The sequence below is a fragment of the Cytobacillus sp. IB215316 genome, assembly GCF_033963865.1.
Lineage (GTDB): Bacteria > Bacillota > Bacilli > Bacillales > SM2101 > Nanhaiella > Nanhaiella sioensis.
On the sequence record NZ_JAXBMC010000017.1, the window covers coordinates 15914 to 31332 of the forward strand.

Sequence of the window (15419 nt, forward strand, 5' to 3'; positions counted from 1 at the left end):
TTTAAGGAGGAACAACATGAATCAAGATATATTAAAATTAGAACAACAATTTTTAGATTATGTAAAAAAAATAATTGGCTATAATGAAGCTGTTGGATTAATGCATTGGGACCTACGCACAGGCGCTCCGAAAAAAGGTGTGGCCCAACGTTCTGAGGTAATTGGAACTTTATCATCTGAAATCTTTGCAATGACTACTTCTGAAGAAATGGCTTCCTATATTGCGAAGCTCTCGTCACAAGGTGTTAAAGAGCAGCTATCTGAAAAAACGATCAAAACTCTTAAAGAATGTAAAAAACATTATGATAAGAATAAAAAAATTCCTGCAGAAGAGTATAAGGAATTTGTCATTCTTCAATCAAAAGCTGAATCTGTGTGGGAGGAAGCAAAGGCAGCATCAGACTTTTCAATGTTCCAGCCTTACCTAGAAAAATTAGTCGACTTTAACAAGCGGTTTATTGAATACTGGGGTTATAAAGATAACAAATATGATGTTCTACTTGACGATTATGAGCCAGGTATGACTGTGGACATTTTAGATAAGGTCTTTCATGAAGCCCGTGAGCGAATTGTCCCATTAGTAAAAGAAATTGCTGGAGCAGAACAGCCTGAAACGAGCTTCCTGTTTGAACACTTTCCTAAAGGTAAACAACGTGAATTTAGTTTAGCAATTCTAGAGCAATTGGGCTATGATTTTGAAGCTGGTAGATTAGATGAAACAGTACACCCATTTGCGACAGGCTTAAACCCAGGAGATGTACGCATCACGACAAAGTATGATGAAAAGGATTTCCGAACTGCGGTTTTTGGAACAATCCACGAGTGTGGTCATGCATTATATGAGCAAAATATTTCAACTGACTTAACAGGCACTCCTTTATGTTCAGGAACATCAATGGGCATTCATGAATCACAATCACTGTTTTACGAAAATTTTGTAGGACGCAATTATTCTTACTGGAAAAAGAATTATGATTTATTAAAAGATCATACAAATGGTCAGTTTGATTCTATAGAGTTAGAAGATTTCTATAAAGCTATTAATGAATCAAAGCCTTCATTAATCCGAATCGAAGCAGACGAATTAACTTATCCGTTACATATTATGATTCGATATGAGATTGAAAAAGGATTATTTAACGGAGAAATTGAAGTGAAAGACTTACCAGAAGTTTGGAATAATAAATATGAGGAATATTTAGGTGTACGCCCTTCGAATGATGCAGAAGGAGTGCTACAGGATGTGCATTGGGCAGGTGGAATGTTTGGATATTTTCCTTCATACGCATTAGGGTATATGTATGCAGCCCAACTAAATAAAGCGATGCTTGTAGATATTCCGAATTTTGATGAGTTAATGGAAAAAGGGGAATTAGAGCCAGTTCGCGAATGGCTCACAGAGCATGTACATCAATTTGGTAAACTTAAAAAACCACTTGAAATCCTACAAGATGTAACAGGTGAAGGATTAAATGCAAATCATTTGATCGAGTATTTAGAAGAGAAGTACCGTAGAGTCTATCAAATTAACAGCTAATGTTAGTTTAGCAAATGAAAGATAGCAAAGCCTCCTTTGTCATTTTACAAAGGAGGCTTTTGTAATAAATAAAAGACATATAATAAGCGCCTTGTGAAGTATATTAACACGACTTCACAAGGCGCTTGTTGTTACATTTTTACCATAATCTATAACCTTTTGAACCGACTGGTGCATTTTGAATCATGTCTATGAACGGAATTGTATATGCAAATAATATTAACAAAATAGTAATTCCAATCCATAGTTTCCAGTTTTCAAGAACCATAGGTGTTTTTTCGGCATGCTCTGTAACCTCTGCAACTGGGAATTCAGTTTCACCTTTTGGTGCAAAAAATGCTAAATTAGTAATAATAATTAGTACTAAGATGATACCGATGAATAAGATAGAACCGCCAATTGCTTGCGCGATTTGATAAGGAATCCATTCCAGTGCTTGTTCTGAGCCGCCGTATGTTGAATAATCGGAACGACGTGGAGCACCTAGTAGCCCAGCAGCATGCATTGCTCCTGACATAAATGTCATCCCGATAGCCCATACAATAGTTTGAATGATTGCTAGTTTGTTCATAGCCTTCGTCATTACACGCCCTGTAATGTGTGGGATTAACCAATAGGCTGCACCAAAGAACGTAAGTAAAACAGTTGTTGCTAATGTTAAATGGAAATGACCTGTTACCCAAATGGTGTTATGGACAACTTGATTTAATTGGTTACTTGCGTTAATTAAACCACCTGCACCAGCTGGAATGAAGAATAACATTCCTATAAACGGTGCAAAAAAGCGTGCATCTTTCCAAGGTAGCTTCTTAACCCAGCCGAATAACCCAGTTGCACCTTTTGAGCGACCATACAATTCGAACGTTGCAAACATTGAGAAAGCCGTCATTAAAGATGGTATAACAACTAAGAAAGTTAAAATGACTTGTAAAAACTTCCACGCTGGATCAATTCCTGGCTCTGTTAATTGATGGTGAAATCCAACAGGGATAGAGAATAGTAAGAATAAAATAAATGACATTCTAGCTAGAGCATCTGAGAATATTTTAGTCCCCAATACTTTAGGAATAACAACATACCAAATCATGTATGCTGGTAACAGCCAGAAATATACAAGTGGATGACCAAAATACCAGAATAATGTACGACTAACTAACACATCAATCGTTTCAACAATACCTAATGACCATGGAATAAATTGAACTAGGACAGTAGCAGCTAAGCCTAGTGTTGCTACTAACCACAATATCATATTAACGATAGACATAAAGCTTAATAGTGGACTAATCTCACCTGGATGTTGTTTACGCCACTTTCTGTAATGTGCAAACATAGCAAATCCAGCTACCCAGCTACCAACAACAACCAAAGTTAAGCCTATGTAAAAACCTGGATGTGCTTTTAAAGGAGCGTAGAATGTATAAAGTACTGATGCTTCATTCAATAAAATAAATACTGCGGCAATTGCCGTACCAATGGTCATCATCCAAAACCCGATCCAACCAGTCAAGCGAACCTTATTGGATAATGCACCTGCTGTTCTACTTAGGCTGGCAAATTGAAAGCCGATAATGAAGAATGTAGTTAAAACAAGACCAAGTAATACGCCGTGTACAGTTAAAATTTGATAATAGCCAAGCCATGAAGGGAGAGTAAATTTCCCTGAACGAACAAGTGTTTGTAATAATCCTGCTAATCCTCCGAGTGCTAGTGCAATAAATGCGACATAAATATGTGCCATTGCCAATTTTCCATCGCGTCGATCAACTTTCGCTTCAACAATACTCATTATTCAACCACCTCGATTGTTGCAGTCATACTTGTATGACCTATTCCACAATATTCATTACATAAAACTAAATACTCTCCAACTTCATCAAACGTAGTTGTTACTTCGCTTATGTACCCAGGTTCAAGCATCATATTTGCATTTGTACCTGCTATTTCAAAGCCGTGAATAACATCTTTCGTTGTAGCAACGATTTTTACTTTCGCACCCTTTGGTACTTGTACTTTTGTTGGAGAGTAACTAAATGCAGAAGCAACAAATGTTAATTGATATTCATTGTCACCGATTTGTACTAACCCTGGATTATCAAATGGTGCTGTTTGGTCAACCTTTTCTGGATCAATTGTTGTTAAACAACTAGGAGGTTGGTTTCCTAAATAAAATGCGCTAATACCTATAACAGTTAAGAAGACAAGTAGAGTTCCAACTCCAAATAACAACCATATTTTTTCAAACTTGTGCATGTGCATCGACTAATTCCCCTCCTTCTATAAGCGGTCTACAAATAAAAAATAAACTCCCAACCAAGTAATGATTAGAAAGAAACCCAACAACATTACTGAAGCTAACGCTCCTTTTAATGAAGGCTCACTTTCTATTTTAGTTTTTTGATTTTGAAGCTCAGTTTTCGGCATCTCTCTCACTCCCTTCGCTATTGAACAAATTTCCTATTATTACACTATTATCTTACTAGACTAATGTGTAAAATCCATACAGTTATTAGGTTTTCACAAATTGTTCATATGTAATATAAACACTATGATAATAGTGATAAATTAATTTATCAGTGATAAATATCACAAAAAATAAAAACAATTTGTGAAAAAAATGTGAAATAGTTAAATAGATTTGAGTTGTATGCTTGTGACTTTTGTCATAAGGTCATAGTTACAGGTCTGGAAGTGACATTAAAATGCTCTCTTCGTATACTTTGTTCCTACTTTTACTAAAAATGGACAGAGGGATGAGTTTTATTAAAGTTCAGCAATGATAAAATAGTAAAGGTGCCATCACAACTGATTTATATGTGCTTATATCTTAGAACGAATAACACCAATTAATACGAAAACAAGCAATTAAAAGCAGAAAACAACCGACTAATTGTCGATTGTTTTGCTTGGTTGTGTATTTGATTACATTTCAATCATTAAAATGATTTGCATTTCTCCCATTGCTTCCACTTGAATGGGAACTCTAAAGGCTTTTTCAAAGCCGTAGATTTTTGTTTGACCAACTAACACTGTAGGAGGTGTAATATCAATATTGATCCCTTGTTGAGAAAGTTGTGTAGACAAATTACCTGCAATCATATTACCAAACTCTCCTGTAAATGATTCAAGCATTTCTCCCTCAAGAGGCATACCGAACATGATTTCACCAACTCCACCAAATACAGTTGGGTTTCCCTCTATTATTAACCTTCCTCTTATATCCCCAGTTATACCAATTAACACGCCCATTGAGGATTGCAGTAACGGTTGAGTGAATAACGCTGGTTTATCAATTGTTACATCTATTGGTACTACGGTTTTAACTACATGAATAGTGCTGTTTAAAACACCTGTTACTTTTGAACTTAATGTGGCCAAACTGAATTCACCTCCATCTTTATTTCAGGGATTGTAATTGGGTAAAATATACCCATTACTATTTTACCTCATAATATTGTTTTGTGTAATGAATTTAATAGATTTAATAGATTTAATAGATTTAATAGATTTAATAGTGCAATTCCAATAATTGTGTGCTGAACGTAATGATTATTAGATTTATAATAATAATGCACAACAACAACTCCTTTAAAACGTTCGACTTCTCCAAACAGGGGAAGTCCTTTTTATTTGAAACTCTTCACAATGGTCTTCCGTTTTATTTAAAGTTATCGTTATACTCACATTTAATTAGAGTTACATAGCTTGATAGAACAATCCGTTGATTTTGTCCAATGCCTTCCTTTATATGTTGTATTTTTGTAAAAATAGCAACAAATTATGAACGATGTTTATCTGTTTTTTCAGACCTTACATGTTTGTGTTTTTTAAATAACTAGATATGTAATGCTCAAGGTGCTTGTTATTTGAGAATCTTCGCAAACTATGCTGCTTTTTATACAAAATTACTATAGAAGTCTTATTTGGTTTTCATTATGATATTGAAAAAAAGATGCCACGAAACTAAGCTAAGAAAGAAAATTAGTTATTGAATCTTAGGAGTCAAGCTTATAAATCGTCAACTAGGTTAATATTGAAATCAATGATTACGTAGAGCGTCCTAAAAATGACTACAATGTATGTCCTTTGGGAAAGAAAATAATTTCTTTGCCTATTTCGTATGGAGCCTGATTAGAGATAGGAAAGTGATAGGGCTTTGTTGCTCAATTTCAAAATATTCATGATACTAGGGTTTTTCTTAATAATTTATAGTTTTACTATGAAACATCATATTTAATATTGTAAAATAAGAAAATAACTAATCAGTCAGAATGTTAAGGGGTATTGTATATGGGGCAAACAGGGGTTAAAAAGTACACAACTCAAAATATTACGAGTGGATTGTTCGATATTTATCATAAAATTAATGATGAAGGTGATAGCCAAACCGCGTCGAAAATTGTTCAATTAATGAAAAAACTTCAAAGTGAGGAATTTACCATTGGTTTTTGTGGCCATTTTTCGGCAGGGAAGTCAAGTATGATCAATGAATTAATAGGTGAACGGCTATTGCCTACTAGTCCAATTCCGACAAGTGCCAACCTTGTTAAAGTAAAGAGGGGAAACAAGTATGCACGCGTTTACTTTCATAGTGGTGAAGTGGTGCAATATGAAGGTCCGTATAATTATGAACTTGTGAAATCTCTTTGTAAAGATGGTGATTCAGTCGCATCTATTGAACTTAGTGTAGAAACAACTTCCATTCCGTTAGGGGTTTCAATTATGGATACTCCTGGGATCGACTCTACTGATGATGCGCATCGTTTGGCGACCGAATCGGCTCTTCACATCGCAGACACGATATTTTTTGTAATGGATTATAACCATGTACAATCAGAAGAAAATTTTCTATTTGCAAAGGAATTAAAGGATCGTGGAAAAGAAGTATATTTAATCATTAATCAAATTGATAAGCACCAGGAACAGGAAGTTAGTTTTTTTGATTTTGCAAACGGTGTTAAAAATTCTTTTTTAAATTGGAAAGTTGAAGCAGATGGTATATTTTACACATCTTTAAAGAAAAAGGATCATCCATTAAATGAATTAGCTAGCGTCAAAAAATTGTTGCAGAAAAAAATCAACGAAAAGGATAGCCTCCTCATAAAAACTAGCTTATTAGCGGCTGAAAAATTACTAAATGAACATTTTCAATATTATGTAAACAAAACATTAGATCAGCAAAATATATTTGAAAAAACTCTTTCTCATTTACCTGTAAATGAACGAGAAGAACTTCTATCAAACATAAATAATGTACAACAAGAAATCGATGAGAAACAACAAGCATTGGAAAGCGCAGAGTTAAATTGCAAAAAAGACATACAGGCTATTTTAGACAATGCATATCTTATGCCATATTCTACTAGAGAACATGCAAGAGCATTTATTGAAGCTAGTCAAGCTGATTTCAAAATAGGATTATTCAGCTCCAAAAAGAAAATTGCAAAGGAACGAGAAGATCGCTTAGATGTACTGTGTGAAGATATAAAGGATAAGATTTCTTCACAACTGGAATGGCATATTAAGGATTATTTTTTAGAATTCTGTAAAAAACAGGCTATTCTTGAAGATGAATTGACTAGAGACATTCAAACTTTCTCCATTACACTTGAATCTTCTATGCTGGAAAACATATTAAAAAAAGGAGCAAGACTAACGGGTGATTATGTCCTGACATATACGAATGATGTAGTTCAAATGATTAAGAGGATGTGTCGTGATGAAACAAATGAAATTATTAATAAAATAATCATTGAGTTGAACAAGCATACGAGTACACAAATTGATATGTTACAAAATATTCTTAAGCAGCAGAACAATTTGATGGATGCTAAATCAGGGCTTGATCAATTGGTATCGATGGAGGAGAGACATAGAAAATCTCTAAATAATCTTCTTCATAGACAAAATGAACTTCCTCAGGATAATGAAGAGTTAAAAGCTTTATTGGAAGAACATATTGTTTTTACTTCAATGGAAGATGCAAATCAAGATAATGAAGTAACTGATAGTCAAGTGATTCATAGCAGTTTAGATAATACAAACTTGACACTACGTAACAATCGTAATCAAGGGGGGCGCGTTAACGAAACGATTAAATACTTAAACCATGTTTGCAATCAAATATCAGCAACACCTGGTTTTGCAACGGTTGTTAAGGAGCTACGTGAAAAGTCTGAAAGGCTTGAAAATAGAAACTTTACAGTCGCATTATTTGGAGCTTTTAGTGCAGGTAAATCATCGTTTGCAAATGCGCTCCTAGGAGATAAGGTATTACCAGTTTCACCTAATCCGACAACAGCAACAATTAACAAAATTATTCCACCATCTGAGGAATTTCCACATGGGACGGTAAAAGTTAAATTAAAGACACAGCAACAAATATTTGAAGATGTGCAACAATCGTTAAAAATATTTAATTTGAAAGCTAGCACTTTGGAAGATGCGATTAAGTTATTAAAGCAAGGTACATATCGTCAGCAGGTTATTGATAGTCGAGATCAATCACATTATTCTTTTCTACATGCTGTTTGTAGTGGATATGCTACAATGTCCAAAAACTTAGGCTCTATCATCACCACTAGCCTTGCTGCCTTTTCCGACTATGTATCTGTAGAAGAAAAAGCGTGCTTCGTTGAATGGATTGAACTAGCCTTTGATAGTGAGTTAACACGCCAAGGTATATCATTAGTTGACACTCCAGGTGCGGACTCAGTGAACGCTCGACATACAGATGTAGCATTCGATTATATTAAAAATGCAGATGCCATTCTATTTGTCACTTACTATAACCATGCGTTTTCCAAAGCAGATAGAGAATTTATTATTCAGCTCGGAAGAGTGAAAGATACTTTTAGTATGGATAAAATGTTCTTTGTAGTTAACGCATCTGATTTGGCTCATTCAGAAGAGGAACTCGGTTCAGTTATGAACTTTGTTGACGAGCAACTTGTCTCTTACGGTATAAGAGACCCACGTCTTTATCCAATCTCTAGTCATAAGGCGCTAACAGCAAAACAAAATGATTCTAATGATGCTGATGTTGAGATGGGAGACTATTCAGGAATCTTACGTTTTGAACGAGATTTTAAAACATTTATCATCGAAGAACTGGCAGAGATCACGATAAGCTCTGCTTACACGGATATAGAGAAAGTAAACAATATGTTAGATGACTATATCAAAACAGCAACTACCAGCAATGACGAAAAAAATAGCAAGCTGTTAGCAGCCACAGATGAACGAGAAAGCATTCGATCTATCATAAGCACTTACCAGATCGACAGTCAAAAGCGGTCAATTGATCAAGAAATAACAGAATTAGTCTATTATATTCAACAACGGAACTTTTTACGTTTTTCAGATTTATTTAAAGAAAGTTTTAACCCTTCGACCTTACGTGAAGATGGTAAAAATATTCAAGTGAAATTGGAAGGTGCATTAGAGGAATTTCTGTCGGCAATATCGTTCGATTTAGAACAGGAAATACGGGCAACTAGTCTACGTGTTGAAGCATTTTTACGAAAACAAGTTGCTGAAATATTAGAAGATATAAATACACGTGTTGTGGGAATAAACGATCATTTACAATTTAATATAAATAGTGAGTTTGAGTTTCCTACACCAGCTTTTCACTATCCTTTTATTGGAGATCAAGTCAATAAAAATAAAGTAATAGGGATGTATAAAAACGCAAAAACTTTCTTCGAAAAAAACGGCAAACAAAAGATGAGTGATGAAATAGTTAAGCAATTAGAGGAGCCTATACATAGCTTTTTAAAAGCTATGAAAACTCAAGTGACAAGCCATTACCAGTATAATTTCGACCAATATGTACAAGCATCTCTGCAAAAGTTATTAAACGAAAATGAAGATTATTATGAAGGAATAATTCTTGCATTATCAGATAATGTAGATGTATCCTTGTTACAGGAAATACGCCAATCTATAGTGAGTTATATGGATATTTAGGAGGAACTCTCATGTCAGAAGTACACAAAGCAATTACGAGTCATTCACAAAATCAGCATCGCCATATTCAGATTTTTGTACAATTGGACAATCAAAGAGAAGCATTAATTGAAGAGGCTCTTGAATTGTGTAAAGCGAATCAACCTTATTCTGTTGATGGCATTAACGAAATAACAAGTCAAATAAATGCACTAGCTAGTAAGGGAGTTAGTCCTACTAGGAAATATGTTACTAACATGATGGTTAAAGAGTACGCACAAAAGCTTGTTGTAAATAAATTGGGTCAGTAATACGTTGTTGTTATGGAAAAGCTGTTTTCGCATTGATTGTTGTTTTTCGTATTAAGAAGAAAACACGTACACAAATAGAGTTCGTGGCATCTTTTCTTCTGTACAGCAACCACTTTTTATAGTACTAATTTGAAAAAGAGCCTACGGAAATGCCAATTTTAAAGGTGGTTAATAATAAGTTTTTCTTATAGATGAAATGAGTTTTGATAAGTAAAGCGCTTACCTACTTTTATTAACCATGAGCTATGAGTACAAGTTTAATCAATGCAAATTGTTTTAACGTAGAAAAAGTACGAGCTAAACAATTACCTATGTAATTGACAGATGTTTAAGTTCATTAACTAATTTCCTTTTTGAAGAAGAGAGCTAAAGGAGTATATATTTTTACTTGTTTTACCCATTAGCTTCTATGCCAAGTTTATATAAATGGAAAGGAGAGGGGACATGGAACATATTGTTGAAGTCGATTGGTTACACAAACATATTTCAAATGTTCGAATCATTGATTGTAGATTTCACTTAGAAGACCCTGCGGCAGGATTAAATAGCTATTTACAAGGGCATATCCCAGGTGCATCGTATTTTGATTTAGATAAGGACCTATCAGGCCCTATTGAAAAGAACGGAGGCCGTCATCCACTGCCAAACATTGAAGAATTCTGTGAAAAATTATATGCAGCAGGAATTAATCAACATACTAGGGTAGTAGCTTATGACGATCAAGGAGGAGCCTTTGCATCACGTTTTTGCTGGATGTTATTATATGTTGGATTAAAGCATGTACAAATTTTGAATGGTGGATATGCCGCATGGAAAGAAAGGCACATGCCAATAACAGCGGATATACCAACAGTAACAAGAAGTTTTTTTACTCCGCGTATTCAGCATGATATGTTGGTAACTATGGAAGAAGTTAAAATGCATAGCCAACGTAATGACGCTGTTATTATTGATTCGAGAGAAAATAGTAGATATGCAGGAATTGAAGAACCTATTGATCAGCTTGCTGGACATATTCCATCATCTATTAATTACTATTGGAAAGATAGTCTACATTCCAATGGTATGTGGAAAACGAGTGATGAGCAGATTAGCAGGTTCTTACAACTCGATAAGGATGAAAATATAATCGTCTATTGTGGATCTGGCGTTACTGCATGCCCTAATTATTTGTCTTTAAAAGAAGCTGGCTATAATAATATTAAACTCTATGTGGGCAGCTGGAGTGATTGGATATCGTATGATGATAATGAAATTGTAAAAATTTAATAAGTATATGTTCGTACAAATTTCCTATACTAAGCTTGGAGGTTTGATCGACCTCCTAAATAGCCGTAAAGGAGTACGATAAAATGGGAAGAACAAAAGCAGGTAATGCAAATGCACAAAGAAATAATAACGCTAAACAGAAAAATGACTATAACAATGAATTTGCGTCATATGCAGAAGTTGAATCAAACAAAATGAAAAACCGTAAAAAAGAAGAGTAAATGTAAAAGTTTATTGACCCCAAAGTCATCCATTTGTAATTGATACATAAAATGCTGACTGTTGGGGTTTTACATGCCTTTATTATTATAGTAGCAATTGTAATAGCATACCGTATGTTTATGATCTATGATCATGCTGTTATTTTGTATTTTTCATCTTTGCAACATTCTCTAGCTTGCTTTTTGGAGAATTGTTTGCAGCAGATCCTTGTCCATAACCTTGTGGATTTACTCCTGAACTAACTCGCCCTCTCGTTTTACTTTGTTTAGTCAACAACCTCACCTCCATCTAATATTTTATCCATTTCATCATTTATTATGAATTGACCTCTCATTAAATAACTTAGATTAGTCTCTTTTCAATAGTCTTTTTTCCCTTTAATTGTTGCTTCTCGTTCTAATACAGAAGCACGTAAAACCATAGCGTTCATGGCTTTTTTATGCTTTTACAATGCTTAATAAAACTCATCATACAGCCCATTTTTAGTGAAAAAGCAACAAAGTTTACGAAAAGAGTCTTTCATCAGGCTATTTTCTCTTTGATTGAAGCTCTACGATCTAAGATGTAAACACCTATACATTTAGTGTTATGGGCATCTATTCTTCTGTAAAGCATCACTATTACGTAAAACGAAATCTTAATCTTCTAGTTTAGGCACGATAGCAACAAAGATGAAAAGAGCCTTTCATTAATATAGTTCTATTATGTCCTCTCATTGTTAGCGCATCATCATGTCCATAACATTGTTAGCGCATAACGTTGAAAAAACGAATAGATATTTTAAGGAATTTACGTTAATATAAGGAATGTGTTATCCAAACTTTTTGTGGATTCGAACGAAATTAAGATAGGGTTGAGGCATAATGATAAAACATAAGGCTTTTACAGTCGAAGAATACATTCAATACTTAACTAATAAAGGCTTTCATTTCCGAGAAGATGCGCTAGGATTTATTACATTCGGTCAGCAATACACAAAATCAACAGATGAACTAGTTAATTCAGCGATAGAAATAACTTTAAAGGTACAAAAGGAGTTTGATGGAAGTTTTTTTGTCTCTTTACTAGAATCTTTCCAAGAGAACAACATTAAAACTCGCGAAGAAGCTGTACAATTTGCCTACATTAAAAACCTTATGTAATTTCTTATAGGCTAAAAATTAATACATAAAGAAAACAGGAGCGTTTCTAATCGACTCCTGTACTACATTTCACTTCTTTATTTTTCCTTTCAGGTAATTCTGATAGCACCATGCCACTAAAAATGCAAATACAGCCTATAATTGCAATGTGGCTTAATTGCTCATTCGCCCAAAGAAATCCGGCTAAAGAAGCAAATACTGGTTCAGTTGCAAATATTAACGCAACTCGAGTAGGAGTAGTGGACTTTTGAAAAAAAGTTTGTCCTAAAAATGCTAAGGCTGTTGCAAAGATTGAAGTAACTACTAAAGCAATAAATACTTCCTTCTGAAGTAAAATGTTTATTTGTAATTGATTTCTCCAATCTTCAAAAAGAAACGCTAGTAATAATGATAAAAAAGCCACCGTTAAGATTTGCGTGACAGTTAGAATTAAACTCGGGAAACGCTTCGTGTATTTACCTGTTAATATAATATGCATCGCAAATGATACGGCACAAAATAGTACAAGAACATCACCCCGATTAATTGAAACTTCGTCACCCATCGTTAGCATATAAAGACCTATCGTAGCTAGCATAGCACCAGCTATGCCATTACGTGTCATGCTATTTTTTAATAAAAAAACCGCGAATATAGGAACGAGTACAACACTTAGACCAGTAATGAATCCAGCTTTAGATGAAGTTGTGTACAATAATCCAAATGTTTGAAATGCATAACCAAGAAATAGCCAAATGCCTAATATTACTCCAGACATGAACATTGTTGCATTTAGCTGTTTTAATTGTTGTTTATTAAACATAATAAGCCAGCACAATAAAAATATTCCAGCTATAAAAAAACGAATACCATTGAAGGAAAATGGATGTAAAAAAGAAATAGCATTTTGCACGAGAACAAAAGTGGTACCCCATACGAAAGCTATAAGTAATAGAGCACCATCTGCAACGACGGACTTTCTCAATATTTCTATCTTCCTTTCTCGATCTAAATAAAAAGCTAAATTGTAGTGTATCATACATACTACAAAATAGTGAATACAAAACTGGTGTTTATGTTTGGTTATTTTTCTGTTGATTGCTGTTTGATAAAAATACGTAAACATCTCATGTTCGATGTATCTTTAATGCAGTTCAGAAAAGCCTCTCATCTAAATTGACCATTATTTAATAAAGGCTGCATTCGCATTGCTTGTTACTTTTCGTTCAAAGGTATTGGCACGTATACACCTGGCGTCGGGCATCTTTGTTACTTATGCGATTATTGAGCTCTCATAAAACTCATCATACTGTCGAAATTTTAGTGAAAATAGCAACAAACTTTACGAAAAGAGCCTTACGAAAAATTATTTCACCATTTGAACAAAACGGAGGTGAAAGGTGAAAAAATGAAAGTTAGAATTGAATGGACTTATAAAACAATCAATAAGCAAGTTATAACGTTAACATCTGAGGAAATTAGCGTGGAAGCTGCTCTTTCAATCAGTGAAGATTTCGAACGTACTGGACGAACAAACGAGTTATTATTTTATGATGAAAAAGATAACAAATGGACGAAGAAGGAACTAATTAGGCTTTCTAAAGAACTAGAAACTGAACCAAACGATATAATTGTATATTTTGATGGTGGTTATGATAACAATAACAAACAAGCAGGGCTTGGTGCAGTTATTTATTACAGTCAAAACAACAAAAAATATCGTTTAAGGTCCAATGCGTTATTTTCAGAAATTGAAACAAATAATGAAGCTGAATATGCAGCGCTTTGGTACTTACTGGGGCAAGTAGAAGAGTTAGGTATTCACCATATCTCTGTTACATTTCGTGGAGATTCACATGTAGTACTCAAACAGCTTTCAGGTGATTGGCCATGCTTTGATGAGGTATATAATACATGGTTAGATAAAATAGAGGATAAGATACGGCAATTAGGTATTCATCCTCATTACGACCCAATTTCAAGAAAGCAAAATGGTGAGGCTGATCAGCTTGCAAGCCAAGCGTTGGAAGGGATAGTCATTCACAGTAATGTAGAAATTTAAAACTTATCATAACATATATATGTATTGTAGTCATGACAAGGAGGGTGGATACTTTGGAAAGAAAACTAATTATTGAACAGATAAGTGAAATCCTCGATACGTACTGCCAAGATTGTTTTGTAAAAAGTAATTTTAGAAAAGAATACGGGAAAACGTATGCACAATCATTTTGTATTCATACTTGTACAGTAGGTAACTTATTAAAGAAATATGGAGAGAATTTGTCACATGGTCAATTATATCCAAGTGGGAAAGAAAATAATGAAGGACTTGAACGTAATATGCCAATTCTTGATAGGGATTACTAGCTTAATCATTTTGGAGATGATGGCAAATAAGCCTACGAGGAAAAAACCGCATAATTGCGGTTTTATGTTAATCGGTGAATATCCCAGCTTGTAATGTAAATTCTTTTAATACAGATGAAGTGAATACTCTAATTAGAATGATTTGTATTACTGCTTTGCTTCATTGAGCTGCTCTTCACATTGTGATAATAATTTCTCTGATTGTTGTAAAAATTCATTATCAAAACCAGTTGAGTTTGCATTTGCATCTACAAGCTTAGAACGTGCTTCTGAAACAGCCTGAGTAGCTCCCTCTAGTTGTTCTTCATCCATACTCATCGTGGCACGTCCTACTATTTTTTGTGCACTTTGAATTGACATATTAAGATCTTGTATATCATTATATCCTGTGTATACTTCATTTTCTTCATTAGTCAATACATACACCTCCTGACTATATAGTTAGTCGGAGGGTAGACGATTATTCACTATAATTGAATATTTTTTATAAGGTCATGTTGCAAACGTTGATGCCACAGTACTTAGATTATCATAATAATTTTATGGACCGGCATTGTATTATGTTTGAAAGGATGCTACGAATAGTAGCTTGCGCAATCATACTATAGTTAAAAAAGATCAACCTGTTCATAACGTGTG

At 34.2% G+C, this 15419-nt stretch carries 14 protein-coding genes and 1 pseudogene; 8 read left to right on the plus strand and 7 right to left on the minus strand.

The genetic code is table 11. From position 1 onward, the window contains the following. Positions 1-16: 16 nt before the first annotated feature. Positions 17-1537 carry a carboxypeptidase M32 gene (locus SLH48_RS19150; RefSeq protein ID WP_320259453.1) on the plus strand — a complete coding sequence of 507 codons (1521 nt, stop codon included), beginning with the start codon at positions 17-19 and terminating at the stop codon, positions 1535-1537. A 139-nt stretch (positions 1538-1676) separates the two neighbouring features. Here the strand turns inward: SLH48_RS19150 and SLH48_RS19155 are convergent, their stop codons facing one another. The 4 genes from SLH48_RS19155 to SLH48_RS19170 form a co-directional block, all read right to left on the minus strand. Then, a complete protein-coding gene (locus tag SLH48_RS19155; RefSeq protein ID WP_320259454.1) occupies positions 1677-3326 on the minus strand; it encodes a b(o/a)3-type cytochrome-c oxidase subunit 1 in 1650 nt (549 codons plus the stop codon). Next, entirely contained in the window at positions 3326-3796 is a 471-nt protein-coding gene (locus tag SLH48_RS19160; protein WP_214481231.1) for a cytochrome c oxidase subunit II, read from the minus strand. The genes SLH48_RS19155 and SLH48_RS19160 overlap by 1 nt, the downstream gene beginning before the upstream one ends. A gap of 18 nt (positions 3797-3814) precedes the next feature. After that, entirely contained in the window at positions 3815-3961 is a 147-nt protein-coding gene (locus SLH48_RS19165) for a cytochrome c oxidase subunit 2A (protein WP_214481230.1), read from the minus strand. A gap of 498 nt (positions 3962-4459) precedes the next feature. Continuing rightward, complete coding sequence (locus tag SLH48_RS19170; RefSeq protein ID WP_214481229.1) at positions 4460-4915, minus strand: chemotaxis protein CheX; 456 nt, start codon at positions 4913-4915, stop codon at positions 4460-4462. 912 nt (positions 4916-5827) lie between these two features. Here SLH48_RS19170 and SLH48_RS19175 point away from each other — a divergent pair. The 4 genes from SLH48_RS19175 to SLH48_RS19190 all read left to right on the plus strand — a co-directional run bounded on the left by SLH48_RS19175 (position 5828) and on the right by SLH48_RS19190 (position 11288). After that, entirely contained in the window at positions 5828-9508 is a 3681-nt protein-coding gene (locus SLH48_RS19175) for a dynamin family protein (RefSeq protein WP_320259455.1), read from the plus strand. A gap of 11 nt (positions 9509-9519) precedes the next feature. Then, positions 9520-9798, plus strand: a complete 279-nt coding sequence (locus tag SLH48_RS19180) for a YpbS family protein (protein WP_320259456.1) — start codon at positions 9520-9522, stop codon at positions 9796-9798. 444 nt (positions 9799-10242) lie between these two features. Next, on the plus strand, positions 10243-11067 hold the full coding sequence (locus SLH48_RS19185) for a sulfurtransferase (protein WP_320259457.1): 825 nt from the start codon (positions 10243-10245) through the stop codon (positions 11065-11067). Positions 11068-11150: 83 nt separating this feature from the next. Continuing rightward, on the plus strand, positions 11151-11288 hold the full coding sequence (locus tag SLH48_RS19190) for a hypothetical protein (RefSeq protein ID WP_214481225.1): 138 nt from the start codon (positions 11151-11153) through the stop codon (positions 11286-11288). A 139-nt stretch (positions 11289-11427) separates the two neighbouring features. On the opposite strand, the gene sspL is transcribed toward SLH48_RS19190, so the two are convergent. After that, complete coding sequence (gene sspL / locus SLH48_RS19195; protein WP_214481224.1) at positions 11428-11577, minus strand: small, acid-soluble spore protein L; 150 nt, start codon at positions 11575-11577, stop codon at positions 11428-11430. Between the two features lie 575 nt (positions 11578-12152). Between sspL and SLH48_RS19200 the strand changes: the two genes are divergently transcribed. Continuing rightward, complete coding sequence (locus SLH48_RS19200) at positions 12153-12431, plus strand: DUF6123 family protein (RefSeq protein ID WP_214481223.1); 279 nt, start codon at positions 12153-12155, stop codon at positions 12429-12431. A gap of 46 nt (positions 12432-12477) precedes the next feature. On the opposite strand, the gene SLH48_RS19205 is transcribed toward SLH48_RS19200, so the two are convergent. Then, positions 12478-13395: a DMT family transporter gene (locus SLH48_RS19205; RefSeq protein WP_320259458.1), complete on the minus strand. Its 918-nt coding sequence runs from the start codon at positions 13393-13395 to the stop codon at positions 12478-12480. 423 nt (positions 13396-13818) lie between these two features. Between SLH48_RS19205 and SLH48_RS19210 the strand changes: the two genes are divergently transcribed. Together SLH48_RS19210 and SLH48_RS19215 are read left to right on the plus strand one after the other, a co-directional pair. After that, positions 13819-14472: a ribonuclease H family protein gene (locus tag SLH48_RS19210; protein ID WP_214481221.1), complete on the plus strand. Its 654-nt coding sequence runs from the start codon at positions 13819-13821 to the stop codon at positions 14470-14472. A gap of 32 nt (positions 14473-14504) precedes the next feature. After that, positions 14505-14702: pseudogene (locus SLH48_RS19215) on the plus strand (zinc-finger domain-containing protein); the annotation flags it as partial. A 225-nt stretch (positions 14703-14927) separates the two neighbouring features. Here the strand turns inward: SLH48_RS19215 and SLH48_RS19220 are convergent. Then, complete coding sequence (locus SLH48_RS19220; protein ID WP_250886534.1) at positions 14928-15197, minus strand: DUF2564 family protein; 270 nt, start codon at positions 15195-15197, stop codon at positions 14928-14930. Between the last annotated feature and the right edge of the window lie 222 nt (positions 15198-15419).